25 protein-coding genes and 1 pseudogene are annotated in these 25,444 nt (G+C 68.1%); 3 read left to right on the forward strand and 23 right to left on the reverse strand.

Annotation, left to right across the window (positions count from 1 at the left end; genetic code table 11):
* Positions 1-9 precede the first annotated feature (9 nt).
* The 8 genes from AC0B44_RS08350 to AC0B44_RS08385 form a co-directional block, all read right to left on the reverse strand.
* Positions 10-501, reverse strand: a complete 492-nt coding sequence (locus AC0B44_RS08350) for a hypothetical protein (RefSeq protein WP_471902426.1) — start codon at positions 499-501, stop codon at positions 10-12.
* A 212-nt stretch (positions 502-713) separates the two neighbouring features.
* Positions 714-1,136, reverse strand: a complete 423-nt coding sequence (locus tag AC0B44_RS08355) for a hypothetical protein (RefSeq protein ID WP_471902427.1) — start codon at positions 1,134-1,136, stop codon at positions 714-716.
* 107 nt (positions 1,137-1,243) lie between these two features.
* Positions 1,244-2,221, reverse strand: coding sequence for a porphobilinogen synthase (gene hemB, locus AC0B44_RS08360; RefSeq protein WP_471902428.1), 978 nt, complete (start codon positions 2,219-2,221; stop codon positions 1,244-1,246).
* 44 nt (positions 2,222-2,265) lie between these two features.
* Positions 2,266-3,831: a bifunctional uroporphyrinogen-III C-methyltransferase/uroporphyrinogen-III synthase gene (locus tag AC0B44_RS08365; protein WP_471902429.1), complete on the reverse strand. Its 1,566-nt coding sequence runs from the start codon at positions 3,829-3,831 to the stop codon at positions 2,266-2,268.
* 63 nt (positions 3,832-3,894) lie between these two features.
* Positions 3,895-4,905 (reverse strand): hydroxymethylbilane synthase, encoded by a 1,011-nt coding sequence (gene hemC, locus AC0B44_RS08370; RefSeq protein WP_471902430.1) that lies wholly within the window; start codon positions 4,903-4,905, stop codon positions 3,895-3,897.
* The gene (locus AC0B44_RS08375; protein ID WP_471902431.1) at positions 4,902-6,323 is read right to left on the reverse strand and encodes a glutamyl-tRNA reductase; all 1,422 of its coding nucleotides are present in this window, start codon (positions 6,321-6,323) and stop codon (positions 4,902-4,904) included. Before AC0B44_RS08375 ends, hemC begins: the two co-directional genes overlap by 4 nt.
* On the reverse strand, positions 6,320-7,165 hold the full coding sequence (locus AC0B44_RS08380) for a redox-sensing transcriptional repressor Rex (RefSeq protein ID WP_471902432.1): 846 nt from the start codon (positions 7,163-7,165) through the stop codon (positions 6,320-6,322). The genes AC0B44_RS08375 and AC0B44_RS08380 overlap by 4 nt, the downstream gene beginning before the upstream one ends.
* Positions 7,166-7,323: 158 nt before the next feature.
* The gene (locus AC0B44_RS08385; RefSeq protein ID WP_471902433.1) at positions 7,324-7,614 is read right to left on the reverse strand and encodes a glutaredoxin family protein; all 291 of its coding nucleotides are present in this window, start codon (positions 7,612-7,614) and stop codon (positions 7,324-7,326) included.
* 208 nt (positions 7,615-7,822) lie between these two features.
* On the opposite strand from AC0B44_RS08385, the gene AC0B44_RS08390 reads away from it, so the two are divergent.
* Positions 7,823-8,776: an HAD family hydrolase gene (locus AC0B44_RS08390; RefSeq protein ID WP_471902434.1), complete on the forward strand. Its 954-nt coding sequence runs from the start codon at positions 7,823-7,825 to the stop codon at positions 8,774-8,776.
* Between the two features lie 6 nt (positions 8,777-8,782).
* On the opposite strand, the gene AC0B44_RS08395 is transcribed toward AC0B44_RS08390, so the two are convergent.
* From AC0B44_RS08395 to AC0B44_RS08440, 10 genes are all read right to left on the reverse strand, one after another.
* Positions 8,783-9,784: a lysophospholipid acyltransferase family protein gene (locus AC0B44_RS08395; protein ID WP_471902435.1), complete on the reverse strand. Its 1,002-nt coding sequence runs from the start codon at positions 9,782-9,784 to the stop codon at positions 8,783-8,785.
* Positions 9,781-10,812, reverse strand: coding sequence for an NAD-dependent epimerase/dehydratase family protein (locus tag AC0B44_RS08400; RefSeq protein ID WP_471902530.1), 1,032 nt, complete (start codon positions 10,810-10,812; stop codon positions 9,781-9,783). Before AC0B44_RS08400 ends, AC0B44_RS08395 begins: the two co-directional genes overlap by 4 nt.
* Positions 10,813-11,042: 230 nt before the next feature.
* Positions 11,043-11,144: a 30S ribosomal protein bS22 gene (locus tag AC0B44_RS08405; protein ID WP_003402602.1), complete on the reverse strand. Its 102-nt coding sequence runs from the start codon at positions 11,142-11,144 to the stop codon at positions 11,043-11,045.
* 195 nt (positions 11,145-11,339) lie between these two features.
* Complete coding sequence (locus tag AC0B44_RS08410) at positions 11,340-11,576, reverse strand: helix-turn-helix domain-containing protein (protein ID WP_072704281.1); 237 nt, start codon at positions 11,574-11,576, stop codon at positions 11,340-11,342.
* 158 nt (positions 11,577-11,734) lie between these two features.
* Positions 11,735-12,571 (reverse strand): pyrroline-5-carboxylate reductase, encoded by an 837-nt coding sequence (gene proC / locus AC0B44_RS08415; RefSeq protein WP_471902436.1) that lies wholly within the window; start codon positions 12,569-12,571, stop codon positions 11,735-11,737.
* A 76-nt stretch (positions 12,572-12,647) separates the two neighbouring features.
* Positions 12,648-13,490 carry a thioesterase family protein gene (locus tag AC0B44_RS08420; RefSeq protein WP_471902437.1) on the reverse strand — a complete coding sequence of 281 codons (843 nt, stop codon included), beginning with the start codon at positions 13,488-13,490 and terminating at the stop codon, positions 12,648-12,650.
* Positions 13,487-14,176 (reverse strand): MerR family transcriptional regulator, encoded by a 690-nt coding sequence (locus AC0B44_RS08425; protein ID WP_471902438.1) that lies wholly within the window; start codon positions 14,174-14,176, stop codon positions 13,487-13,489. The genes AC0B44_RS08420 and AC0B44_RS08425 overlap by 4 nt, the downstream gene beginning before the upstream one ends.
* Before the next feature lie 113 nt (positions 14,177-14,289).
* Entirely contained in the window at positions 14,290-15,249 is a 960-nt protein-coding gene (locus tag AC0B44_RS08430; protein WP_471902439.1) for a sugar phosphate isomerase/epimerase family protein, read from the reverse strand.
* 4 nt (positions 15,250-15,253) lie between these two features.
* Positions 15,254-16,558, reverse strand: coding sequence for a hypothetical protein (locus tag AC0B44_RS08435; protein ID WP_471902440.1), 1,305 nt, complete (start codon positions 16,556-16,558; stop codon positions 15,254-15,256).
* Positions 16,555-17,508, reverse strand: coding sequence for a Ppx/GppA family phosphatase (locus AC0B44_RS08440; protein ID WP_471902441.1), 954 nt, complete (start codon positions 17,506-17,508; stop codon positions 16,555-16,557). Before AC0B44_RS08440 ends, AC0B44_RS08435 begins: the two co-directional genes overlap by 4 nt.
* A 45-nt stretch (positions 17,509-17,553) precedes the next feature.
* Between AC0B44_RS08440 and AC0B44_RS08445 the strand changes: the two genes are divergently transcribed.
* Positions 17,554-18,354, forward strand: coding sequence for a DUF3109 family protein (locus tag AC0B44_RS08445; protein ID WP_471902531.1), 801 nt, complete (start codon positions 17,554-17,556; stop codon positions 18,352-18,354).
* Between the two features lie 18 nt (positions 18,355-18,372).
* Here the strand turns inward: AC0B44_RS08445 and AC0B44_RS08450 are convergent, their stop codons facing one another.
* The 3 genes from AC0B44_RS08450 to AC0B44_RS08460 form a co-directional block, all read right to left on the reverse strand.
* The gene (locus AC0B44_RS08450; protein WP_471902532.1) at positions 18,373-19,062 is read right to left on the reverse strand and encodes a winged helix-turn-helix domain-containing protein; all 690 of its coding nucleotides are present in this window, start codon (positions 19,060-19,062) and stop codon (positions 18,373-18,375) included.
* Between the two features lie 58 nt (positions 19,063-19,120).
* On the reverse strand, positions 19,121-20,299 hold the full coding sequence (locus tag AC0B44_RS08455; RefSeq protein WP_471902442.1) for a sensor histidine kinase: 1,179 nt from the start codon (positions 20,297-20,299) through the stop codon (positions 19,121-19,123).
* Positions 20,300-20,449: 150 nt separating this feature from the next.
* Positions 20,450-21,199, reverse strand: coding sequence for a phosphoglyceromutase (locus tag AC0B44_RS08460; RefSeq protein WP_471902443.1), 750 nt, complete (start codon positions 21,197-21,199; stop codon positions 20,450-20,452).
* A 141-nt stretch (positions 21,200-21,340) separates the two neighbouring features.
* Here AC0B44_RS08460 and AC0B44_RS08465 point away from each other — a divergent pair, with 141 nt between their 5' ends.
* The gene (locus AC0B44_RS08465; RefSeq protein ID WP_471902444.1) at positions 21,341-23,143 is read left to right on the forward strand and encodes a hydroxysqualene dehydroxylase; all 1,803 of its coding nucleotides are present in this window, start codon (positions 21,341-21,343) and stop codon (positions 23,141-23,143) included.
* Positions 23,144-23,220: 77 nt separating this feature from the next.
* Here the strand turns inward: AC0B44_RS08465 and AC0B44_RS08470 are convergent, their stop codons facing one another.
* Positions 23,221-24,807: a 4-coumarate--CoA ligase family protein gene (locus tag AC0B44_RS08470; RefSeq protein ID WP_471902445.1), complete on the reverse strand. Its 1,587-nt coding sequence runs from the start codon at positions 24,805-24,807 to the stop codon at positions 23,221-23,223.
* Between the two features lie 207 nt (positions 24,808-25,014).
* Positions 25,015-25,341: pseudogene (locus AC0B44_RS08475) on the reverse strand (transglycosylase family protein); the annotation flags it as partial.
* Positions 25,342-25,444: the final 103 nt, after the last annotated feature.

Raw genomic sequence — 25,444 nt, forward strand, 5'->3', positions numbered from 1 at the left:
AATATACCCCTAGGGGGTACCCCGGGAAGGAACGAGATCCTCCAGTCGCGCCCGCAACGCGTCGTCGTCCTTCGCCCACGCACGCACCAGCCCGCCTCCGCGCAACCGCAGACCGACGGCCGTGCGGCCCCGGGGCACTCCGGAGAGTTCGCCGAGCGTGCGCGCCGACTCCCACCGATCCGGCTTCCACGGATCCGCCGACGGCGGCAGCACGGCTTCGATTTCGCCGACCGGAAGTTCCTCGGTGCCCTGCCGCAGGATCGTCGGACTGAGTTCGACGCTGACGTGCCGCTTGGCGGCGACCACCATCGGATAGACGAATCCCGTCAGCACGACAGCGATGACCGGCAGCGCGACCCAGTGCACGACCGGTCCGGTGGCGATCTCCGCGACCAGTCCCACCGCACACAGGATCGGACCGTAGGCCAATGTCCTCCAGCGGCCACCGGGTTCGTGAAACAGCGGCGCCACGGTGTCGCCCGCGGCAGAAGGGCCGGTCAAGCGGCGAGCGCTCCGGGTATGACGATCAGCAATGTGGTCACCAAGCCGAGCACACCGATCAGAGCGATCAGGACCAGTTCGCGTCGACGCCCATAGGGGCGCGGTTCCACCTGCATGACGTCCTCGGGGTCGACGGGAAACAGCCTGTCCGGCCGTCGATGTCAGCGCTTACCGTACTATCCCCGGACCCCGATCCGCACCTGTTGATTTGCTCAATTCCCGGGCAGCCGGAGGAAGAACTCGTTCGACTCCTTGCGATGCATCAGCACGATGGCACCGACGGTGAGTACGGCTTGCACGATGCCGACGAAACCGAGCATCCAGCCCACGGTTCCGCCGCCCACTCCCACGCCGAACACGGTCGGGAGCGTCGAGAGCGACATGAACACACCGAGCAGGGTCAACAGCATCCGCGCCCAGTTCTTGGCGCGCCGCAACTGCCTGACCACCAGATACAGGATGCCGATGAGTGCCAGGCCGAGCGCGGCGGTGAGTCCGACGAGCACCGGAACCGCCGATTCCAGTTGCTCGGTGGTGACGCCTTCGAAGGCCGGATCCTGCGCCATCTCGACCATGAGATCGACCAGATCGGTACGCCTGACCACCATGTCGACCAGGCTCGCGACGAGAGTCACGACAGCGAGGCTGAGTACCCCGCACCACAGTTGGTAGGCCGTAGTGACGTCCGCGGGCACAGGCCGCTGCGCCGGCCCCGCCGACATCGGCGGGGGCACAGGAAAGCTCACGACAACCGGCCCGCGACCTCGGCGGCCCAGTAGGTGAGCACGATGTCCGCACCCGCCCGGCGGATGCCGACCAACGATTCGAGGATCGCGGCATCGCGATCGATCCATCCGTTCGCGGCCGCCGCGGAGATCATCGAGTACTCCCCCGAGATCTGGTACGCGGCGACGGGCACCGGCGACCGGTCGGCGACTTCCCGAAGCACGTCGAGGTACGACATCGCAGGTTTGACCATGACCATGTCGGCGCCTTCGGCCAGATCGAGGTCGACCTCGTACAGCGACTCGCGCCGGTTCGCCGGGTCCTGCTGATAGGTCCGGCGGTCTCCTTCGAGAGACGAGCCGACCGCTTCCCGGAACGGGCCGTAGAACGCGGACGCATACTTCGCGGCGTAGGCGAGCTGGCCCACGTCCTTGTACCCGGCGTCGTCGAGCGCCTCACGGATCGCAGCCACCTGGCCGTCCATCATGCCGCTCGGGCCGAGCAGGTGGGCGCCGGACTCCGCCTGCACGACCGCCATTTCCGCGTACCGCTCGAGCGTCGCGTCGTTGTCCACGACGCCCGAGTCGGTGAGCACTCCGCAGTGACCGTGGTCGGTGAACTCGTCGAGGCACGTGTCGGCCATCAGCACCGTCGAATCGCCGAGTTCGCTGCGCAGCGACCGGAGGGCACGGTTGAGGACACCGTTCTCGTCGGTCGCGCACGACCCGCGAGCGTCCTTGTCCTCGGGGCGCGGCACCCCGAAGAGCATCAGACCGCCGACGCCCGCCTCGACCGCGGCGGACGCTGCGGAGACCAGCGACTCTGCCGTGTGCTGGTACACACCCGGCATCGACGTGATCTCACGTGGCTCCGATATGCCGTCGGCGACGAACATCGGCAGCACGAGATGCCTCGGCTCCAGGGAGGTTTCGGCCACCAGCCGACGCATCGCCGGCGTACTGCGCAACCGGCGCGGACGGATCTCGGGAATCATCGGACGACATCACCTTCCAGGACAGACACCACGCCGCACACCGGTCAGCGGCGGGCTCGGGACTTCTTCCGCGGAGGAGGCAGCGCACCCTCGGCGCGCAACCGGGCGGCGTGCTCTGCCAGAGCCTCCACCAGCGGACCCACCTGCGCCGTCTCGGGCTGCACGTCGACGCGCAGTCCGAACTCGATCGCAGTTTCGGCCGTCTTCGGGCCGATGCACGCAACGATGGTGCGCGCATGGGGCTTTCCGGCGATACCCACGAGATTGCGGACCGTCGACGACGAGGTGAAGCACACCGCGTCGAACCCGCCGGTCTTGATCATCTCGCGGGTCGCAGCCGGCGGCGGCGCCGCCCGCACGGTCCGGTAGGCCGTCACGTCGTCGATCTCCCAGCCGCGTTCGCGGAGACCCTCGGCGAGTGTCTCGGTCGCGATGTCGGCCCGCGGCAACAGCACTCGGTTCACGGGATCGAACACGTCGTCGTACGGGGCGAACTCGGCCAGCAGACCCTCGCTGGACTGCTCACCGCTCGGAACCAGTTCGGGGTTGATGCCGAAGGAACGCACCTTGTCGGCGGTCGCCTGACCGACGCACGCGATCTTCACGCCGGAGAACGCCCGCGCGTCGAGACCGAAGGCCTCGAACTTCTCCCACACCGCGCGCACGGCGTTGGTCGAGGTGAACACCACCCACTGGTAACGGCCGTCGACCAGGCCCTTGACGGCGCGCTCCATCTGCGCGGGGCTGCGCGGCGGCTCGACGGCGATCGTCGGCACCTCCATCGGAATGGCGCCGTGCGTGACGAGGCGATCGCTCATCTCCCCGGCCTGTTCCTTGGTACGCGGCACCAGCACGGTCCAGCCGTACAGCGCACGCGACTCCCACCACGACATCTTGTTGCGCTGCGAGACCACCTTGCCGACGGTCACGACGAGCGATCCGACGAGTTCGGAACCGGCGTCGTTGAGCGTCGCGAGTGTCGCCTCGACGGTGCGCTGCTGACGCGTGGTGCCGCGCACGGTGATCGCGGCGGGCGTCTGCGGGGCGAGTCCGTGCTCGACGAGTGCGCTCGCGGTCTCGGCCAGGTGACCGGACGTGGCGTGCAGGACGAGCGGGCCGGGGGCCGCGGCCAGCGCGGCCCAGTCGACCTCGCCACGCACGTCGACCTCGGTGTGGCACGACCCGAGGGCCATGCCCGCGTAGCTCGGCACCGCCGACCCGGCGGGCAGACCCGGCAGGATCTCGAAGACCACCTGGGTGCGGGCGACAGCGTTGACCTCGGCGATCACCGAATCGGTGGTGAGCGGATCGCCGGCGACCAGGCGCACGACGTCGTGTCCTGCCTTGGCCTCCGCGACGAGCGTCTTCGCGACCTCGGCCGGCTCGCCCAGTGCGGGCCGGACCTCGGCGACCGGTTCCCCGGTCTCCGGGTCGGTGCCGTGATCGGTCCCGACGAGCGCGACGACGCCCTTGTCGACGTCGGGATCGGTGAAGGCGATGGTGGCACCCGTGAGCACGTCGCGCGCGCGCACGGTGAGCAGTGCCGGATCGCCCGGTCCCGATCCCACGAACAGGATCCGTCCGGGAGTGTTCTTACGGACTCGGCTCATCGGTCATTCTCCAGTGCGGTCAAATCTGCGGTAAGGGAAAAATGGGGGAACAACACGGCCACGTCAATCATCCGCCGTGACCTGTTCGGGAACTATGCCGTCGGCGTCCATCAGCCCTCGGGCACCGAGTTCGAGGAGTTCGCGTGCCACCGCGCGACCGAGTTCCTCGGCACGCTCGGGTGCGCCGACCGCGCTCGCCCGCAACACGTCGGAGCCGTCGAGTGCGGCGGCACAGCCTCGCACCGACAACTCCTCGAAGACGCGGCCGTCGTCGTCGATCGACGAGACGAGTTCGGCGAGGGCTCCGACGGGAGCGGTGCAACCGGCTTCCAGTTCGGCGAGCAGGGAGCGTTCCGCGACCACGGCGGCGTGACTCGCCGTGTCGTCGAGGGCCGCGACGAGCGCGATGGTCGCGGGATCGTCGGCGCGGCATTCGACCGCGAGGGCGCCCTGCGACGGCGCGGGCAGCATCTGTACGGGTTCGAGTGCCTCGGTGACCCGGTCGAGCCGGCCGATCCGCGACAGACCGGCACGTGCGATCACGATGGCGTCGAGTTCACCGGAATCGACCTTGCCGATGCGGGTGTCGATGTTGCCGCGCAGCGGCTCGAGGTGCAGACCCAGTCCGAGCGCCGCGAGCTGTGCGCGGCGGCGCGGTGCGGAGGTGCCGACCCTCGATCCCGGCGGCAGCTCACCGAGCACCAGGCCGTCGCGCGCGACGAGCGCGTCGCGCGGATCCTCACGGGGCGGCACTGCCGCGACGACGAGCCGGGGGTCCTGGAAGGTCGGCAAGTCCTTGTACGAGTGGACCGCGATGTCGACTTCATCGTTGAGCAGGGCGTCGCGCAGTTCGGCAGTGAACACACCGACCCCGATGCGCTGGACCGGTCCGGGCGTGACATCGCCCTTCGTCGTGATGACGACCAGTTCGGCGGGATGGCCGGCGGCAATGAGCGCGTCGCGCACCGTTCCGGCCTGGGTGGTGGCGAGCACGCTGCCGCGGGTGCCGATCCGCAAGGTGCGGCGCTGCCCGGGTGCGTCGATCCGGGTTGCCGATGCGGCTTCGGTGCTCATGCCTTGCCGTCCTTTCGTGGAGCCTGCAGCTCCGTGGTGATAGCAGGATCGAGTGCGGCGGACAGGTCCGTCGCGGTGGTCGGGTCGGTCAGGGGGCCGAGTTCCTTGGTCGGGGTGGCGACCGCATCGACGGCTCCGGGACGCAGTTCGAACAGCTCACGCAGAGCTTCCGCGTACTGGTCGCCGCCGGGAGTCGACGCGAGTTGCTTGACCCGCACGGTCGGGGCGTGCAGCAGTTTGTCCACCACTCGCCGAACGGTTCGGGCGACCTCGTCGCGTTGTCCGTTGTCGAGATCCGGCAGGCGTGACTCCAGGCGCAACAGTTCGCCTTCGACGACTTCGGCGGCGCGCTGACGCAGTGCCGTGACCGTCGGCGTGACCTCGGCGAGGCGCTGCGCGGTGAGGTACTGCGACAGTTCCGACGCGACGATGGCGCGCGCGGCCTCGGCGTCCGACGAGGCGGCACCGGCGGCCGGATCGCGCTGCAGCGACTCCATGTCGAACACCGTGACGCCGGGGAGTCCGGCGACGGCCGGTTCCACGTCGCGCGGGAGACCGAGATCGCAGATGGCGAGGGGACGTTCGCCCCGGCCCGGTTGTGCGAGTGCGCGGTGGGCGTCGGCGAGGGTGACCACCGTGCCGACCGCACCGGTGCAGGTCACCGCCACATCGACCTGGGACAGCGCCGACGCGAGGTCGTCGAAGGGGACGACGTCGGCTTCGACGCCGTTGGCGCGGGCAGTTTCGGCCAGACGCTCGGCGCGCTCCCGGGTGCGGTTGGTGAGCACGATCCGGCCGATGCCGGACCGGGTGAGATGGGCGACGGCGAGGCCGCCCATCGCGCCGGCACCGATGACCGCCGCGGTGCGGCCCTGCAGGCCGCCGCCGAGGAAGGCCGACGCCTTGTCGAGGGCCACCGACACCACCGAGGCACCGGCGGAGTCGATTCCGGTCTCGGTGTGCACCCGCTTGCCGACACGCAGCGCCTGCTGGGCGAGTTCGTGCAGCGTCCGGCCCGCGGCCTGCTGGGCGTCGGCGGACGCGTAGGCGGTGCGGATCTGACCGAGGATCTGCTGTTCGCCGACCACCATCGAGTCGAGTCCGCTCGCCACCGAGAACAGGTGCTCGGCTGCGGCTTCGCTGTACCGGACGTAGGCGTGCTTCTGGAGTTCGCTCAGGTCGAGTCCCGAATGCTCGGCGAGCAGTTCGCCCACCGTCGACAGGGCGCCGTGGAACGCGTCGACCACCGTGTACACCTCGACCCGATTGCAGGTCGAGACGATCATGGCCTCCGAGATGCGGCCCGACGACATCATCTTGTCGGTGAGCTTGGGGCGGTCGGTTTCTGCGACGGCCACCTTCTCGAGAATCGAGACCGGAGCACTCCGGTGCGAAATCCCGACGAGGAGAACACTCACGGGGCGATCACCGATCCGTTTCTGGTTACAGCCGGACCGAGGGGGCCCGCCTTACCTGTTTGGGTTCGCCGGGCGGACCTCTGTGTGGACACTCGCGTCAGCCCGGAGGCCCGGGTGCCGTCGGCGGTCCGGACCAGTTCGTCGTGGCGGGTGCTGTTGAAGGAGAGCACCTGCATCTCCACAGCGAGGTCGACACGACGCACCTCGACGTGGGCCGGCACTACCAGTTCGATCGGGGCGAAGCTCAGCACGCTCCGGACACCGGAACTCACGAGCAGATCGCACACGTGCTGGGCGACCTCTTCGGGGGTGGCGACGACACCGATGGTGGCACCGAGTGCGCGGGCGTCCTCTTCGAGCACGTCGACATGCCGGACGACGAGGTCGCCGACCCGGGTTCCGACGATCGTGGGATCGGCGTCGAACAGACCCGCCATGGTGAATCCGCGGCGGTCGAAGCCGGGGTACCGGGCGAGCGCGCGGCCCAGGTTGCCGACCCCGACCAGCACGACACGATGGCCGCGGTCGAGGCCGAGAGCGTTTTCGATGCGGGACTGGAGGCGCACGACGTCGTATCCGACACCGCGCACACCGTTCGGTCCGAGGAACGACAGGTCCTTGCGCAGCTTGGCCGAACCGACTCCGGCCGCGGACGCGAGTTCCTCGCTCGACACGATGAGAGTGCCGGCCTCCGCGAGTGCTCCGAGGACCCGCAGATAGGTCGCGAGACGCGTCACAGTAGCCTGGGGGATATCCCTCACCGGGACAACGGGAGCGGCACCCCCGCCGGAGTCGGCGGTACCGCGGGCGTCATCGCCCTGCGGTGGGTGCAACTGCGTCACGTCGTGGCTCCTCGTCCGGCCTGTGGACACACGTCTGGCCTCACGGTGATCCGGGGATTTCGTTCACCCCACGGTAACCGCTTGTGAAGCCATGCACAAAGTTGCTCGAAGGCCCCCGAATGTGCTTCTCACCTGCGTGACACCCGGCGACGGTCCACTCAGCGGGCGAGATCGGCGCGCAGTCGCTCCTCGTCGACCTCCCAATAACTGTGCTCGCGCCCGTCCAGCAGAACCACGGGCAGGCGGTCGCCGAATTCGGCACGAAGTTCGGGATCCCTTGCGGCCGCTTCGTCCACATCGATGCAGGTGACCTGCAGGCCGAACTCTTCACAGAGCTGTTCGAGCTGTTGTCGCGCCGGTCCGCAGGCGGCGCACCCGGCACGGACCAGAAGCGTGACGTCGTGGTGGAGTGCGGACGCGTCCGCGGCGCGAGAACGATCATCGGTCATGCGTCCACTGTGCGCCATCGGCTGTCGAGATGAACGTCACACCCTCGTCACCGTGTTGTTGCCTGTGTCTTGTTCCCTACCGGGGTGCGAGTGACGTTCGGGCTACGCTGGGCGCGGGTCGCCCGTGATCATGGACGGGTGTGAGGACCCTGTCGTCGCGACACCGGAGGTGCGAGTGCCAGCAGGTTCGTTTCCCTACGGTTGGGGCATGGGCGAGACATGGGCGCGGATCATCAGGCCCGGCCGACGACTGCTGTCGCGGAAGTTCGGGCCGAGCGAGGAAGAGGTCCGCGCCAATCTCGCGGGCGCGGCGAGCGCCGATGCCGCCCTCGCGATGCAGGAGTCCCGCACCGAACCCGAGCCCGATCTCGACGCCGCTCCGGTCCCCCGGGATCTCACCGCGGCCGCGTTCTTCGACGTCGACAACACCATGGTGCAGGGCGCGTCGATCATCCACTTCGCCCGCGGGCTGGTCGCCCGCGACTACTTCAGCAAGTCGGACCTCTTCGAGTTCGCGTGGCAGCAGGTCAAGTTCCGTGTCACCGGTAAGGAGAACGCGCACGACGTGGCCATCGGCCGCGACAAGGCGCTGTCCTTCGTCCAGGGGCGTTCCACCGAGGAGTTGCGGCAACTCGGCGAGGAGATCTACGACGAGATCATCGCCGACAAGATCTGGGCCGGCACGCGCGCGCTCGCGCAGATGCACCTCGACGCCGGTCAGCAGGTGTGGCTGGTCACCGCGACACCCGTCCAGCTGGCCGATGTCATCGCGAAGCGCCTCGGCCTGACGGGTGCGCTCGGCACCGTCGCGGAAGCGGAGAACGGCAGGTTCACCGGGCGGCTGGTCGGCGACATCCTGCACGGACTCGGCAAAGCACACGCCGTGCGCGCCCTGGCGATCACCGAAGGTCTCAACCTGAAACGGTGCACCGCCTACTCCGACAGTCACAACGACCTGCCGATGCTGTCGGTCGTCGGGACCGCCGTGGCGATCAACCCGGACCCCGATCTCCGGCAGGTCGCGCGGACGCGGGGCTGGGAGATCCGGGATTTCCGCACCGGACGCAAAGCCGCGAAGGTGGGGGTGCCCACCGCGCTGGGCCTCGGGGCGGCGGGCGGCGCGGTGGCCGTGGTGGTCGGTCGCCGTCGCGACCGCAGCTGACCGGCGCTAACCGAGGAAGACGTTGCGGCGACGCGTCAACAGTTTGTAGAGCGTCTGCTGGATGGTCTCCCGCACATGGTCGGTGACCTCGAACAACACCATCGGATCGTCGGCGGCGACCTCGTCGTAGACGTCGGTGGTGATCGGTGTGCCGAATTCGATGTACCACTTGGACGGCAGCGGCACGAGCCCGAGCGGACCGAACGCGGGGAACAGCGGCGTGACCGGGAAGTACGGCAGCCCGAGCAGTCGCGCGAGCGACGACAGGTCGGCGATGTTGGGGTAGATCTCCTCCGAGCCCACGATCGAGCACGGCACGATCGGAGCGTGGGTCTTGAGCGCCGCCGACACGAACCCGCCGCGGCCGAATCGCTGCAGCTTGTAGCGCTCCTTGAACGGCTTGCCGAGACCCTTGTAACCCTCGGGGAAGACGGCGACCACCTGGTCCTCGCGCAGCAGGCGTTCGGCGTCGGGATGGCACGCGAGGGTATGACCGGCCTTGCGCGCGACGGTTCCGACCACGGGCAGGTCGAACGCCAGGTCGGCGGCGAGCATCCGCAGCGGCCGGCCCGCGCGGTCCCGGACCGCGACCGACGTCATGAGCGCATCGAGGGGCAACGTGCCCGCGTGGTTGGCGACGATGAGTGCGCGTCCGTCGGCGGGGATGTTCTCGGCGCCCCGCACCTCCACGCGGAACCACTTCTCGAACAGCGGACGCAGGACCGGCTGGACGACGTTGTCGGCGAAATGGGGGTCGAAACCGAAATCGTCGACCTCGTAGTCGCCGACCATGCGCCGGCGCACGAATTCGGCGGTCCCGATCACCTGGGAGATCAGCGCATCGCGGAGTCCGTCGAGCACTCCCCCGCTGTCGAGGGGGTGTTTCGTCCCGGTCTGTGGCGTCGCGGATCGTTCGGCCGGACGTGGAGCGGTCGGTTCCGGCGCGCGCCCACCCGCCGGACGACGTGTACCCGCGTGCAGCGGGATCACCTTGGCTACCTGTGTCATCGAACCTCCGTTCGCTCGCCCAGAGCGGAGAGCACCATCGATTCGGCTTTGTCCACCCACTCGGTTCTCATCACCCGGGTGAGGTCGATACCGCGCGCGAAGTCGTCGAGTGCGTCCCGCGTCGTCCAGCGCGGTTCGAATCCCAGCTCGGTGCGCATGCGCGTGGTGTCGAGCCCGCAACCGAAGTGGAAATAGTCGAGTTCTTCCTTGGTGAACGACTTCATCACCGAACCCATGAGGGCGTGCCCGGCGGTGCGGAACAGTCCGTACGGCATCGGCACCGTCACGCCCCCGGCCCGGCGGACGGCCTGCGACATCATGACGATTCCGTCGCCGGCGATGTTGAACGTCCCGGCCGGACCGCCGACGACGGCGCGTTCGAGTGCGCCGAGCGCATCTTCCTCGTGCAGGAGTTGCAGCCGCGCGTCGCGTCCGAGCACGGTCGGGACGAGCGGTGATGTGAGGTAGCTCGACACCGAACCCGGTAACCGGTTGCCGACCGTCGGGGCGAGCCGGAGAATCGTCGTCGCGATGTCGCTGCGGCGGCGCGCCAGCCCTCGCAGGTAACCTTCGATTTCGATCATGTCCCGGGCGAAGGGGCCGGTGGGGCGGCGCCGGGCGCTCATCTCTTCGGTGAATTTCGCCGGGTCCTTCGCGCTCGACCCGTACACGACCGACGACGAGCGCAGAACGACCTTGCGCACCGAGGGCGCTTTCTGGCAGACCGCGAACAGTTGCATGGCGCCGAGAATGTTCATGTCCTTCATCGCCGTGCGACTACCGGACTTGGGTGCTTTGGCGACGGCCGACGCATGCACGACCGTGTCGACGTCCATGTTGCGGATGACCTTGCCGAGAAGCGGGTTCCGGATGTCGGCGAGAACGAATTCCGCGCGGCCCATCCGGCGGTGCATGTTCTTGGTCGGCGATTGCGTATCGACGGCGATGACCCGTTCGATGTCCGGGTTCTGGGCGAGTCGCGTCACGAGGTAGCCACCGAGAAAGCGGCTGGCGCCGGTTACCAGCACCACGCGTGACTGCTCTGTTTCCCGCCCCTGCGAACTCACATCCACCCCTGCCTGTGACACCAGCGAGCTCTCACGCTGTCGCGGTCCTCACGGTATGCGGTCACAATACGGCTCGTTCGGCAAGTGCGCATTACACGCTGGGTGATCCCGGGAGCCGCGGCCGACCGGATGGACGCAGAAACGAGCGATGCCCGCCACCGGGAAGGAGGCGGGCATCGGCAAGCTCAGATCTACTTGCCGAGTTTGCGACGCTGCACGCGAGTGCGACGGAGCAACTTGCGGTGCTTCTTCTTGGACATGCGCTTGCGGCGCTTCTTGATCACAGAACCCATGTGGGCATCCCTCACGTTTCTTGTAGCGTTCACGCACGCCGGTGACGTACGCCTGATGTAGTCGACGCTGGCCCTCGTTGAGTTCAGCGCCTCACGACACCGGCCGCCGGTACGACGAAAAGCAATCGTACCGGGGCGGGTACGCCTTGGTGAAACCGAGGTCCGCTCCGTGACTCGACTGCCTTCGACGTCCGGTCACCCGACGTCGAAATACGATGTCTCCAGGTAGTCGTGAACAGCCTTCGCATGCACGCGGAACGAGCGTCCGACGCGCACAGCCGGCAGTTCACCGCTGTGAACCAACCTGTATACGGTCATCTTCGAAACCCGCATCAACGCCGCCACTTCGGCGACGGTCAGGAATTGGGTACCGGCGAGAACCGATTGTCCGTCTTGGGGTTGCCCCTTCGACGGCGTGTTTCCTGTCACCATTACACACCTCCGGCACGTCCGCGCCGCCGGCTTCCCCTCCGGCGGAACAGACACGCACGTGCTGATTCGAGCTTAGCGTGACGAATGGTTCCTGTGCGACGATGACGGCCGGTATTTTCCAGGACGGCGAATCAGGTACACCCCATATTGAAGGGTTTCTACGCGGTGCCCGGGCTCGGTTCCGCGATGCTGCCGATCTGTGCCGAGCGGGCGCGCGCCGCCTCGATCGCTTCGTAGAACGCGGTTCGGACGCCGCCGCGCTCGAGTTCACGGACTGCTGCGGCGGTGGTCCCACCCGGCGACGTGACGGCCGCCCGCAGGTCCGGGGCGTTTTCCCCCGACTGCGCGAGCATTGCCGCCGAACCCGTCATCGTCTGGACGACGAGTTCGGTGGCGACCGCGCGCGTGAGCCCGACTGCCACACCGGCGTCGATCATGGCCTCGGCAACCAGGAAGAAGTACGCCGGTCCCGATCCCGAGACGGCGGTGACCGCGTCGATCTGCGCTTCCGGCACGACCGACACCGTTCCCACCGACGCGAGGATCTCGCGAACGGTGTCGAGATGCTGCGGCCGTGCGTGCCGGCCGGCGGCCAGCACGCTCGCACCCTGGCCGACGAGCATCGGCGTATTCGGCATCACGCGGACGACGGGGAAACCGGCCGGAAGTTTCTTCTCGTACCGCGCGGTGGTGACCCCGGCCGCGAGGGAAACGAGGATCTGCTCGTTCTCACTGTCGAGGTCGGCCGACGCAAGCGCCGTGACGACCGCGTCCACATCGTTCGGCTTCACGGCCACCACCACGACGTCCGCGCCCTCCACAGCGTCGGCCGTGTTGTCCGTGACGCGAATGGAGTACTCCGCAGCCAGTTCCGCCGCGCGCTCGGGGTACTTCTCGGCCACGACGAGATCCTTCGTCGCGTAGCCGTTGTGCAGCAGTCCCGAGATCAGGGCCTCGCCGATCTTTCCGCCACCGATCACAGCAATTCTCGTCATGGGTGACAGCCTGCCACGACCCGTCGCCCGGCCGGTATCGCAGGTCGGGTGTCGACGGCCACCGGCGGTTGCCGTCTCAGCGCGGCATCATCGCCAGCTGCCGCGACTGCGCGACAACCGCGCCCGTCGAGTCGACGACGGTGTGGTCCTCCTCGAACCAGGTGTTGCCCAGCACGCTGCTCTCCGCCGTCACCCGCAGCCACCCCGGGGCGGGCACGCGCCGCAGGTACACGGTGAGCTGCACGGTGGGCGCCCAGCCGAACAGGCCGCGGTTCATGGTGACGGGTGCGGAGATGTCGCCTGCCATGAGCGCGAACAACACAGCGGTGTCGACGTCGGTCTCGTCGCCGGCGTGGGGGCGCGTCCACATCGACACCGCCGGTTCTCCTTCCCTACCGGACAGGAAGTGGGCCGTGGACCCGTCGATGTGCAGGCTCGCGGCCCCGGCGAAGTTCACGATCTTGCCCATCGGATGGTCGGGCGTGACCGCCACCGCATCCGCCACGGGCTCCACCGGCATCGACACGGTGCGGTGCGGCACGGTGTGGAGCGGCTCGCCGGCGTCCGGGGTCCCCAGGGTCACGCTCGCGCGCACCGCGACACGTCCGCCCTGGGAGAGTTCGACGTCGACGACTCCGACCTGTCTGCCCTTCTTACGCAGAGTGGTGGTCAGCTCCACCTCGCCCGGATCGGGCGCCGAGACGAACGACGCGCTGACGGCGAGGGGTTGCATCGCGGCGTCCGCCCCGGCGTCGAGGATCGCGCGGCGGGCAGCCGCGGCACACACCGCGACCATGCAGCCGCCGTGCACCTTCGGGCCGATCGTCCACAGAGGATCGATATGAGCCTGCCAGGTGTTCTCGCCGGTCGAGGTGACGGCGACGAGGTCGCGGAAGGGGTGGGAATGGGCCGTGCTCACGGGTTCTCCTGGGTGTTCGACTTGCCGGTGGGATTTCGGTGGGGTTCGCGCGGCGGCACGAACATGCCCGCCGCGAGGTGCTGGTGTGCGAGACGGCGCATCGCCGTGAGGACCGGTTCGTAGAGGGCGGTGCCGAGCACCGCGGCCTCGACGGTCGTGTGCGGCGAGGTGGTGGGCAGCACGTCGACCTCGAACCGTGCGATCTCGCGGATGTGCTGCCCGTACGCGTCGATGCGGCGCTCGGACATCGTGAGGCCGGCGGCGTCGAGGGCGGCGAGGGCGTGCTCGAGTTGCGCGACGGCGGCGAACCGGGGGTCGTAGAGCTGTCCGAGCCGGTCGAGCAGCCGTCGTGCGCGGGGGTATTCGGGGTCGCCGGTCCCGGTCGCGTCTTCGCTGCCGGGCTGCTCTTCGACATAGGGCGGCAATGCGGCGATCGCTCGTCCGAGGACTTCGAACAGGTCGTCGCCCGGATGGTCCACGAGTGCGACGACTGCTTTGATCCGGTCGAGGGGAAGTCCTTGGGATGCGAGGGCACGGACGAGGCCGAGCCTGCGGACGTGCCGGTCGTCGTACTGCGCCTGCGTGGCACTGGTTGCCCGGCCGGGCATCAGCAGCCCTTCTCGCAGGTAGTACTTCACAGTTGGCAGAGGCACGCGGGTGCGCGACGCGAGTTCCGAAATGCGCACGATGAGCTCCTCCGTTCCAGAAAACGGATACTACAGCTATCCAATACGGTGTGGCGACACCATCAGGGGCGCCGCGCAGTTCCGCCGCCGCTCAGGAGCCGGGCCGGGCGTCGTCAGTGCTGGTCGTCGTGCCGGTCGTCGGCGTCGACGCTGTCCGGTGGCGAGGGAACCCGCGTGATCCCGCCCGGCGCCGAGCGCTCCGGGTCCGACGGAGTCGCACGACGCGCGGACCGGTCCAGGTGACGGCGCGCGAATGCGAGCGACCGCGCGAGCATCGCGGAACGTTCCGCCCTGGTGCGGGCGCTCTGGGTGCTCACCTCGAGCACGACCTGTCCGGAGAAATCGCTCTCCGCGAGCCTGCGGCACATGTCCGCGCACGGCTGGGTGCCGTCACCCGGAACGAGATGCTCGTCCACCGGCGATCCGCGACCGTCCGCGAGGTGCAGGTGGGTGAGTCCGTCGCCCATCCGATCGGCGAGCGCCAGCGGGTCCATCCCGGCGGTCGCGGTGTGCGACAGATCGAGTGTGTAGTGCGGAAATCCGGTGTCGGTGGGATCGAGGGAGGGCCGGAAGGTGGAGACAGCCCGGCCCGGCCCGCGGCTACGAAGCCGCTCGACCCCACGCTCGCGACCGCCCAACAGGACGTCGGCCCGCATCGGGTACATGTTCTCCACGGCGACGGCCACGTGGCTGGTGTCCTCGAGTTCCGCGACCTGGTCGGCGAAGCCGTCCGCGTAGCGGCGCTGCCAGCGGAACGGTGGATGGATCACCACCGTCGCCGCCCCCATGATTTCTGCAGCCCGCACCGACCGCTCCAGTTTGGCGGCGGGGTCGGCGCCCCACACGCGCTGGGAGATGAGCAGGCACGGTGCGTGTATCGCCAGGACGGGCACGCCGTACTTGTGCGTCAGACGCTGCACCGCACCGAGATCCTGGCTGACCGGATCCGCCCACACCATCAGTTCGACACCGTCGTAGCCGAGGTCCGCTGCGAACCGGAACGCCGATTCCGTGTTCTCCGGATAGACGGACGCGCTCGACAGTCCTACCGGAATACCGTTCGCCGTCGCCATCCGGTCACCCGTTGGGCATCAGGAACAGAAGCGGACCGAACGCGACGAACGCGCCCACTGCCAAGGCAATGAGCTGGCTGGCGATGTCGTCGGTACGGCGCAGGATCCGCACCAGCGCAACAAGACCGACGATCACCAGCAGCGCGAGACCGAATGCCACCCAGGGCATCATGTCCCACAACTTCTCGAAACCCTTGAACAGCAGCGCACCGGCGGCCACCGCCCCGACACTCTCGGCGATGAGCAGAGCCCACTGCTTGAGGCTGCTGCCACCGTCCGCGGCGTCCGCACCGTCGTGCGTCTCGCCGTCACGGGTGTCGTGCTCGCGCTGGGAATCGTCCGGCGCGCCCACCTTCACGGGCGAAGCTCTACGAGGCGAGACCGCGTCGCTCGCGTCGTCGCGACTCTTGCGCCGACGTTTCCCACCCCGTGCGGTGCCGTCGGCGTCCTCACCGGACGACGCCGGCGCGCCCTTCCCGGGTGCCTCGACCGGTCCGGAGAAGCCGTGGGCGTCGGTCGCTTCGTTCTCGTCCTCGGTGCCGGTACCTTGCAGGTCGCTCGCGGGGCCCGAGAGCAACCGAGGCTCGGCGACGTCCCTGTCGCGCGACACGGGTACCGGCGCGCTCTGCGGCTCCGAGGCAGGAAGCCCGACGTGGGCGCGGGCACGACGCGGAAGGGCGGCGGGCCGGATCACCTCCGTGGGTGATTCGACCTTCGGGGCCTCACGGACTTTGGCCTCACGAACTTTAGCCTCGCGGACCGGGGCCTCACGGACGGGAGCCGCCGACGCGACAGCACCTCGCGAGGCAGGCGTCGCGCTGAGCGAACTCGCCGAATTCCTGCGCGGAGAGGACGTCGAGCGGGACGCGATCGTGGGTTTGGCACCGGAGCCGCTCGCCGGAGTCGCGGGGGTGCCGAAATCGGGCCGCACGGTGACGGTGGTCAGCTCCGTCGCCGACGGCGGAGCCGGGGTGACGAGTTCCGGCACCTCGACGCGGGGAGTCACCGGCACGACCGGCTCGACGCGCGGGGTTTCGGGAACGACGAATTCCACCTGCGGAACCGACGGCGCGACGGGCTCGACCTTCGGGACCTGAGGCGGTGCCTCGTCGACCGATCGCGCTGGCGTGGGCGCGGGATCGGAGTTGCGGGTGATCGGGATTTCGCCGGTCAGTTCCGCGACGGAGATTCCGCCGCTCGTTCCGCGCCGCCGGCGTCCGCCGCTGCGCGAATTCACCTTCTGGCCGTTACGGGCCAGCAATTCCGCGACGGAGACCTGCCCCGTGTCGCTTCTGTGGTTCTCGGTCATCCGGCAGTCACCACCAGTTCGCCCCCCATGTCGGTATCGAGCTTCCGCAGAATCAGGCCTTCGCGCAATGCCCACGGGCAGATCTGCAGTGTTTCCACGCCGAGCGCCCGCATGCTGGCCTCGGCGACCAGCGCCCCGGCGACGAGCTGCTGCGACCGATCCGAGCTCACACCCTCGAGTTCGGCACGGTCGGCGGTGGTCATCCGGGAGATGAATGCGATGAGCTGCCGGAGGCCGCTCGCGGTCAGAGTGCGCTTCACCCGCATGCCCGCCGACGACGGTGCGGCACCCGTGAGCCGTGCGAGAGTCCGGAACGTCTTCGACGTCCCGACGCACAGATCCGGTTCACCGGCGTGGCGCAGGTGCTTGGTGGGATCGACGAGTTCGGCGTCGAGCCAGTCGCGGAGCGCCGCGATCCGGCGCTTCCCGGGCGGATCCTCACGGAACCAGTCGCGGGTGAGTCGGCCGGCGCCCATCTGGAGCGAGTAGGCGACATCGGGATCCTCGTCCCCACCGAACGACAGCTCGAGCGAACCGCCTCCGATGTCGAGGTTCAGGATGCGCCCGGCGCTCCACCCGTACCAACGGCGGACCGCGAGGAACGTCAGTCGCGCCTCGTCCTCGCCCGACAGCACATCGAGAGAGACCCCAGCCTCGCCGCGTACCCGGTCGAGCACGTCGTCGGAGTTTCCGGCGTCGCGGACCGCAGAGGTCGCGAACGCCATGAGCTCGCCACATCCCGATGTCCGGGCGATGCTGGCGAACTCTGCGACCGTCTCCACCAGCCGGTCTGCGCCCTTCACGGTGATGTCGCCGTTGTCGTCGATGTTCTCCGACAGCTGCAATGTCGCCTTGGTCGAACTCATGGGTGTGGGATGGCCGCCACGATGGGCGTCCACCACCAGTAGGTGAACGGTGTTGCTTCCGACGTCGAGTACCCCTAAGCGCACATCAACACGTTACTGGGTCTACCGTCGGGACTTGTGACAGCAGGTATGCCCGGCGCCGCCCGCAAGCTCGACCCGGCCCCGGAAGTTCCCCTCGACTTCCCGCGTGAGTGGGTCGAGTTCTACGACCCCGACAACGACGAGCACCTCATCGCAGCCGACATGACGTGGTTGCTCTCCCGGTGGACCTGCGTGTTCGGCACGCCTGCCTGCCAGGGCATCATCGCCGGGAGACCCGACGACGGGTGCTGCTCGCACGGCGCTTTCCTCTCCGACGAGGACGATCGCGTCAAGCTCGTGGAGGCAGTGAAACATCTCACGCCCGACGACTGGCAGTTCATGGACAAGGGCCTCGGGAAGAAGGGTTTCGTCGAAGAGGACGAACTCGAGGACGAGCCCGCGCTGCGCACACGCCGATACAAGGGTGCGTGCATCTTCCTCAACCGGCCCGGCTTCGAGGGCGGGGTCGGATGCGCACTGCACAAGATGGCTCTGCGTCGCGGCATCGAACCGCTCGAGATGAAGCCGGACGTGTGCTGGCAGCTTCCGATCCGCCGCACCCAGGACTGGATCGAACGTCCCGACGGAACCGACATCCTGCGGACCGTCATCACCGAGTACGACCGTCGCGGCTGGGGCGAGGGCGGGCACGACCTCGACTGGTACTGCTCCGGCTCCCCCGACGCCCACGTCGGTCAGCGCCCGGTGTGGCAGTCGTACGCGCCCGAACTCACCGAGTTGCTCGGCGCCGCCGCCTACGACGAACTGGCACGCCTGTGCCGTCGCCGCCAGGGGCTCGGACTCGTCGCGGTCCACCCGGCAACCACCGCCGCGCACAACCATTCGTGACGTCGCGCGGGGCGGGCGTCACTCCTCGAGTTTGTAGCCGAGTCCTCGCACGGTGACGAGATGCTGCGGGTTGGCCGGATCGGCTTCGATCTTCGATCGGAGTCTCTTGACGTGGACGTCGAGCGTCTTGGTGTCGCCCACGTAGTCGGCACCCCAGACGCGGTCGATGAGCTGACCTCGTGTGAGGACCCGCCCGGAGTTTCTCAGCAGGTATTCGAGCAGGTCGAATTCCTTGAGCGGCAACGACACCTGTTCGCCGTTGACGAGCACGACGTGGCGGTCGACGTCCATGCGCACCGGGCCGGCCTGGAGAACCCCGTCGGGCTGCGCGCTCTCGGTCTCCGTGTCGGCGCCACGTCGCAGCACCGCCCTGATGCGGGCGATGAGTTCGCGCGCCGAGTACGGCTTGGTGACGTAGTCGTCGGCTCCGAGTTCGAGGCCCACCACCTTGTCGATTTCGCTGTCGCGGGCGGTCACCATGATCACCGGGACACCCGAGCGACTGCGCAACTGCTTGCACACGTCGGTTCCGCTCATCCCCGGCAGCATCAGATCCAGCAGGACGATGTCGGCGCCCACACGATCGAACTCCGCGAGCGCGGAAGGTCCGTCGCCCACGATCGTCGCCTCGAACCCTTCCTTGCGCAGCAGGAAGGCGAGCGGATCCGCCAGCGATTCCTCGTCCTCGACGATCAGCACACGGGTCACTGCCTTGCCCTCCATGGTTTTCCTCGGAGCCGTCCCGGTTGCGGGGCGGCGTCGGTTGTCACTGGCCGGCTCCGACTTCTCGGTCCGCCAGAGCATTCTCGTCGTCCGGCCCCTCGAAGTGGGCGGGGATTTGCAGCGTGAACGTGGACCCGGTCCCCGGTTTGCTCCAGAGAGTGATCTCGCCGTTGTGGTTCGCGGCGACGTGCTTGACGATCGCCAGGCCAAGTCCGGTACCGCCGGTGGCACGCGAGCGTGCCGCGTCGACGCGGAAGAACCGTTCGAACACGCGCTCCTGATAGTCCTTCTCGATGCCGATCCCCCGGTCGGTGACGGCGATCGCGACCTTTCCGTCGCGCAGTGAGCGGCTCACGGACACGGGCGAGCCCGGAGGCGAGTAGGCGATTGCGTTCGCGATCAGGTTGGTCAGCGCCGTCACGAGAAGGGTCCGGTCGCCCAGCACCTCGTATCCGCAGGGCTTGTCGGTGGTGATGTCGATGTCGGCGTTCTCCGCGGTGAGCCGCGTACGCGCGAGCGACTCCTCGATCACCGCGTCCACGTCGACGACCTCGAGGTCGGGCAGTTTCTCCGCCCCCTGGAGCTTCGACAGGGCGATCAGTTCGGTGACCAGGTTGCCGAGGCGCACCGCCTCGCTCTGCACCCGCCGGCCGAAGTGCCGGACGCTGTCGGGATCGTCGGCGGACTCGAGGAGTGCTTCGGCCAGGAGGCCCATCGCGCCGACCGGGGTCTTCAACTCGTGACTGACGTTGGCGACGAAGTCACGGCGGGTCGCTTCCATCCGCACGTGTTCGGAGTCGTCCTGTGCGTAGAGAACGACGAACCGGCGGTCGTCCTCGAGCAGGATCCGCGCCGTGCAGCGCACCGAGATGTGGTCGCGTCCGTGGGGAGTCTTGGGGCTGAGGTCGAGTTCGAGGGGCGCGCCCGTCTCGAGGACCCGGTTTGCCACCGCCCAGGCACGATCCTCGATGAGGCGGTTGCGGACGAGGCCGAGTTCTTCGGCCCGGGGATTGAAGAGAATCACGTCGTGGAACTTGTCGACCACGGCGATTCCGGTCGAGGATCTGTAGACCACGCGATCCAGGACGTCCGCCATGGTGGGCCCGGCTTCGGTGCGCTCGGCGGCGCGGCGTCGCCGGGTGGACCGCGACACCGTCAGGGCGAGAACGGCGCCGAGGACCGCGGCAACGATTGCCAGCAGGACCGCCTGCGTAACACTCACGATGAGAATCGTAGTAACACCTGCACGGCGGACGACACCGGGTCGACGACGTTCACCGCACGTCACACCCTATTTTGCGGGCATTGTCCGGTTGTTCATCCACCGTTTGCCGCGCCCGTACGAAAGCGTCGCGCGGGCGCGGCGACGGCATTACTTCTTCGCGCCCTGGTTGGCCACTGCCGCGGCGCCGGCCGCTGCGGCCTCGGGGTCGAGGTAGGTGCCACCCGGGTTCAGCGGGCGCAGGTTCTCGTCCAGGTCGTACCGGAGCGGAATACCGGTGGGAATGTTCAACCCGGCGATGTCCTCGTCGGAGATGCCGTCGAGGTGCTTGACGAGCGCGCGCAGCGAGTTGCCGTGCGCGGTGATCAGCACCGTCTTTCCCGCCCGCAGATCCTGCGAGATCGTCGACTCCCAGTAGGGAACGAAACGCTCGACGACATCCTTCAGGCACTCGGTGAGCGGAACCTCGTCGAGGTTCGAGTACCGGACGTCGGTGTCCTGGCTGTACTTCGAGCCGGGCTCGATCGGCGGCGGCGGGGTGTCGTAGCTGCGGCGCCACAGCATGAACTGTTCCTCACCGAACTCGTCCTTGATCTCGGACTTGTTCTTGCCCTGCAGCGCGCCGTAGTGACGCTCGTTGAGCCGCCAGTCGCGGACCACGGGGATCCAGTGCCGGTCGGCGGCGTCGAGCGCGAAGTTCGCCGTGCTGATGGCACGGCGCAGCAGCGAGGTGTAGACGATGTCGGGCAGCACGCCCTGCTCCGCGAGCAGCGCGCCGGCGCGCTTGCCCTCGGCGACGCCCTTGTCGGTGAGATGCACGTCCACCCAGCCGGTGAACAGGTTCATCGCGTTCCATTCGCTCTCGCCGTGGCGGAGCAGAACCAGTGTTCCGATACTCATGGTCCAATCCTGACACGCTGCGACAGCGATTTCGCCCACGGGAGGGGCAATTATCGGCCATATTCGACAACGTGCGTTGCCACTATCGACCGGGGGACGCACGGTTCGGTCATCGTCGTCATTGCCGACCTGGGGGGTTCCATGTCAGACGCACGCCTGTCCCGTCGCTCCGTCCTCACCGCGCTGGGCGCCCTCGGCGCCGCCGCGGCGCTCCCGGCCGCCGCCGGGGCCCGTCCGCCGGGCGCGGCGACCCGCCCGGGACGACGGGCACCGGCGGTCCACTCCACGGGCCGCCGCGTCGCGATCCTGGGCGGCGGAATGGCCGGGCTCGCGGCCGCTCACGAACTCGTCGAGCGCGGGTTCGATGTCACGGTCTACGAGCCGACCGCACTCGGCGGAAAGGCGCGCAGCATCCCGTCGCCCGACACGAGCGCCGGCGGGCGTCTCGACCTCCCGGGAGAACACGGGTTCCGCTTCTTTCCCGGCTTCTACCAGCACATCCCGGATACGATGCGGCGTATACCCTTTCCCGGCAACGCGAACGGCGTGTTCGACAATCTCGTTGCCGGACCGGCTTTCCGGATGTCGATTGCGGGAGGGCCGGACCTCACCGCCCCCGCCTCGATTTCGCCGCTGCGACTCGACGTCTACGACCTCGACTCGCTGCAGCAGTCCCTCGGCGCCGCCTTCTCCCTGGGCGGCGCCATTCCACCCCACGAACTCGCCCTGTTCGCACGCAAACTCGTGATGTTCCTGACGAGTTGCCTCGAACGGCGCGACGACGAGTGGGAGAACCAGACGTGGTCACAGACTCTCGAAGCGGAGGGCAAGTCGCAGGGCTACCGCGACATTCTCGTCTCGGCGCTCACACGACAACTCGTCGCGGCACGGCCACAGTCCGCCTCCACCCGCACCATCGGCGTCATGGGTCAGGCATTCGTCTGGAACGCTCTCGGTACCGTCCCCGCCTACGGGCACCTCGACAGGTTGCTCTCCGCCCCCACGAACGAAGCCTGGATCGACCCCTGGGCGCAACTCCTGCAAGACCACGGGGTGAAGATCGAAATGGGTTGGCGCGCCGAAGCGTTCGATTACTCCGGAGGCCGTATCACCGGCGCCCGCATGGCGCACGGTTCGGGAACCCGGGCGGTGGCCGACGCCGACTGGTTCGTATCCGCCATGCCGGTCGAGCGCGCGGTGCCGCTGTGGTCGCCGAGCATCCGCGACGCCGACCCGCGGCTCGAACTCATGCGCAATCTGGTCACCGACTGGATGGTGGGTGTCCAGTACTTCCTCCGCACACCCACTCGGATCGCGCAGGGACACGTGGCCTATCTGGGCACTCCGTGGGCATTGACCTCGATCAGCCAGGCACAGTTCTGGAGAGGCGACTTCGCGGCGCGCTACGGAGACGGAAGTGCCCACGACTGCCTGTCGGTCGACATCTCCGACTGGGACACCCCGGGCATCCTCTACGGGAAGATCGCCAAGGAATGCACACCCGAGGAGATTGCACGCGAGACCTGGGTACAGATGCAGAAGTGCCTCAACGACGTGGGCGAACCCGTGCTCCGGGACGAGGACCTCGTGTCGTGGTTCCTCGACCCCGGGGTGCGCTGGAACGCCGCGACCGGGCGGAACACCAACGACACGCCGCTGCTCATCAACACCGCCGGGTCGCGGAAGAACAGGCCGGAGGCACACACGGCGATTCCCAACCTTTTTCTCGCCGGTGACTACGTCCGGACCGATATCGACCTGGCCACAATGGAATCCGCGAACGAGTCGGCGCGGGCCGCCGTGTCGGCCCTGCTCGCCGTCGCGGGTTCCCCCGCTGCGCCCCCGGCGATGTATCGCCTCCACGAGCCACCCGAACTCGAACCGTTCCGGCGCGTCGACGCCGACCGGTATCGCGCCGGATTGCCCCACATTCTGGCGGGCTGATTCCGCGGGCCCACCCCATGAATGCGGGTCCGGCCGCGAGCGATTTCGCGGCCGGACCCGGTTCGATTCCCCGGCGCCTACGCGGTCGGCGTCCGCAGATCCTTGCGGAGAATCTTGCCCGCAGCCGACTTCGGGACGATGTCGATGAACTGCACCTGCCGGACCTTCTTGTACGGGGAGACCCGTTCGGCGACGAACCCGATCACCTCGTCCTCGGTCAGCGACGAATCGGGCTGTCGCACAACGAATGCCTTCGGAACTTCTTCCCCGTCCTCGTCGGAGACACCGATCACGGCCGCATCTGCGATCTGCGGATGGGTCAGCAACAGCGCCTCGAGTTCCGCGGGCGGCACCTGATAACCCTTGTACTTGATCAGTTCCTTCAGTCGGTCCACGATCCGGACCACTCCGTGCGCATCCACGGTGGCGATGTCCCCGGTGTGCAGGTAGCCGTCGGCGTCGAGCGTTTCGGCGGTCGCCGCGTCGTTTCCGAGGTATCCGGCCATGATGTTCGGCCCCTTGCACCACAGTTCGCCCGGCTCGGAGACCCCGTCCCCGGTGGGATACTCGACTTCCTCACCGGTGGCCGGATCCACGATCTTGCATTCCATGTTCGGCACCGTGAACCCGACGGAATCCAACTCGGTGTCGTTGTCGTAGAACGGGATCGCGTGGGACACCGGGCTCATTTCGGACATTCCGTAACCCTGACGAACATTGCACCCGAGGCGCGCCGCGACCGCACCGCCCAGCACCTTGTCGAGCGGCGCCGCCCCCGAGAACACGGTGTGGATGCTCGAAAGGTCGTACTGATCGACGAGCGGGTGCTTCGCGAGCGCCACCGCGACCGGCGGAGCGATGAAGATGTACGTGCACTTGCGTTCGGAGATCAGGGTGAGGAACTCGACGAGGTCGAATTTCGGCATCGTCACCAGCGTCGCCCGCTTCGACAGTGCCGCATTGAGAAGCACGGTCATGCCGTAGATGTGGAAGAAGGGCAACACCGCGAGCACCCGGTCGTCGCGTCCGATGCCCATCCGGGGATTGATCTGGCACACATTCGCGACGAGGTTGCGATGCGTCAGCATCACGCCCTTGGGGCGGCCGGTGGTACCCGACGAATACGGCAGCACCGCAAGGTGCGTCGCCGGGTCGAAGCTCACGTCGGGCGCATGTGCACCCTCGGCGAGCAGGTCACGCAGCGACGGATGGCCCTCGGCGCCGTCGAGAACGATGAGCAGGTCGGCGGGGATCCCCACCGCCGCTGCCGCCTCTGCCGCTTGTGGGAGCAACGGCGAGACCGTCAGGAGGGCTTTTGCGCCCGAGTCTTCGAGTTGCTTGACGATGTCCGCGGCGGTGTACAGCGCGTTGATCGTGGTGGCGGTCGCGCCGGACCGCAGGATGCCGTGGAACACCGCGGCAAACGCCGGAACGTTGGGCGAGAGAAGGCCGACGACGTCCCCCACACCGATTCCTCGTGCCGCAAGCGCTCCGGCGATCCCGTCCACCTGTGCGATGAGCGTCCGATAGTCGGTCACAGCCCCGGTCGGGCCGTCGATCAGCGCCGGTCTGTCGAGGTCGGCTTCCTCGATCGAGCCGAACAGGAAGTCGTACACACTCAGCGCAGGTATGTCGACGTCGGGAAAAGGGCTGCGGAAACTCATGTTTTCTCCTCCGTGCTGCGTCGGCACGCGTGCCGTTGGGTCGCGCGCAACCATACCGCAAGGATGTGAGGGCGATCACAGCATGCTCGTCACAGTCCCCGCCGGAGGGTCGGAACGGCTCGGAACACCGAAAAGCCCTGTGCGCGAACGATGTCGCGCACAGGGCTCCGGTCGACCGAAGGTCGGAACTCTCGACCCGAAGGATCAGAGGTACTGACCGCAGGTTGGCCACGCGCCCGGGCCCTGGCCCGCCAGCACGTTCTCGGCGATACGGATCTGCTCCTCACGGGACGCGTTGTGCGCGTAGCCCGTACCGCCGTAGGCCTCCCAGGTGCTCTGCGAGAACTGCAGACCGCCGTAGTAGCCGTTACCGGTGTTGATAGCCCAGTTGCCGCCGCTCTCGCATTGAGCGACCGCGTCCCAGTTCCCGGACGCTGCGTTCGCAGTACCGGTTCCCAGAGCGAAGGGGGTGGCAACGAGGGCTGCGGTGGCAGCGACGGTGCCGAGGGTGCGCTTGATGTCGAACTTGGCCATGTGGGGTGAATCCTCTCCTGCTGCGTACGAGACGGCTTACGCCCGGCGACCCGGTCGACGTGTTTCCGAACCGGTGATCGCAGATCTCGCTCTGCCCTGACTT

Source organism: Rhodococcus sp. NPDC019050, from assembly GCF_055664235.1.

Coding starts and splice junctions, on each gene's coding strand:
- hemC (WP_471902430.1), bottom strand. CDS start 4,905: ATGAGCACCGAAGCCGCATCGGCAACCCGGATCGACGCACCCGGGCAG.
- AC0B44_RS08395 (WP_471902435.1), bottom strand. CDS start 9,784: ATGACACAGGTAGCCAAGGTGATCCCGCTGCACGCGGGTACACGTCGT.
- AC0B44_RS08435 (WP_471902440.1), bottom strand. CDS start 16,558: ATGACCGAGAACCACAGAAGCGACACGGGGCAGGTCTCCGTCGCGGAA.
- AC0B44_RS08445 (WP_471902531.1), top strand. CDS start 17,554: ATGCCCGGCGCCGCCCGCAAGCTCGACCCGGCCCCGGAAGTTCCCCTC.
- AC0B44_RS08430 (WP_471902439.1), bottom strand. CDS start 15,249: ATGGCGACGGCGAACGGTATTCCGGTAGGACTGTCGAGCGCGTCCGTC.
- AC0B44_RS08470 (WP_471902445.1), bottom strand. CDS start 24,807: ATGAGTTTCCGCAGCCCTTTTCCCGACGTCGACATACCTGCGCTGAGT.
- AC0B44_RS08410 (WP_072704281.1), bottom strand. CDS start 11,576: ATGGTGACAGGAAACACGCCGTCGAAGGGGCAACCCCAAGACGGACAA.
- AC0B44_RS08460 (WP_471902443.1), bottom strand. CDS start 21,199: ATGAGTATCGGAACACTGGTTCTGCTCCGCCACGGCGAGAGCGAATGG.
- AC0B44_RS08465 (WP_471902444.1), top strand. CDS start 21,341: ATGTCAGACGCACGCCTGTCCCGTCGCTCCGTCCTCACCGCGCTGGGC.
- hemB (WP_471902428.1), bottom strand. CDS start 2,221: ATGATTCCCGAGATCCGTCCGCGCCGGTTGCGCAGTACGCCGGCGATG.
- AC0B44_RS08390 (WP_471902434.1), top strand. CDS start 7,823: ATGGGCGAGACATGGGCGCGGATCATCAGGCCCGGCCGACGACTGCTG.
- AC0B44_RS08365 (WP_471902429.1), bottom strand. CDS start 3,831: ATGAGCCGAGTCCGTAAGAACACTCCCGGACGGATCCTGTTCGTGGGA.
- AC0B44_RS08405 (WP_003402602.1), bottom strand. CDS start 11,144: ATGGGTTCTGTGATCAAGAAGCGCCGCAAGCGCATGTCCAAGAAGAAG.
- proC (WP_471902436.1), bottom strand. CDS start 12,571: ATGACGAGAATTGCTGTGATCGGTGGCGGAAAGATCGGCGAGGCCCTG.
- AC0B44_RS08385 (WP_471902433.1), bottom strand. CDS start 7,614: ATGACCGATGATCGTTCTCGCGCCGCGGACGCGTCCGCACTCCACCAC.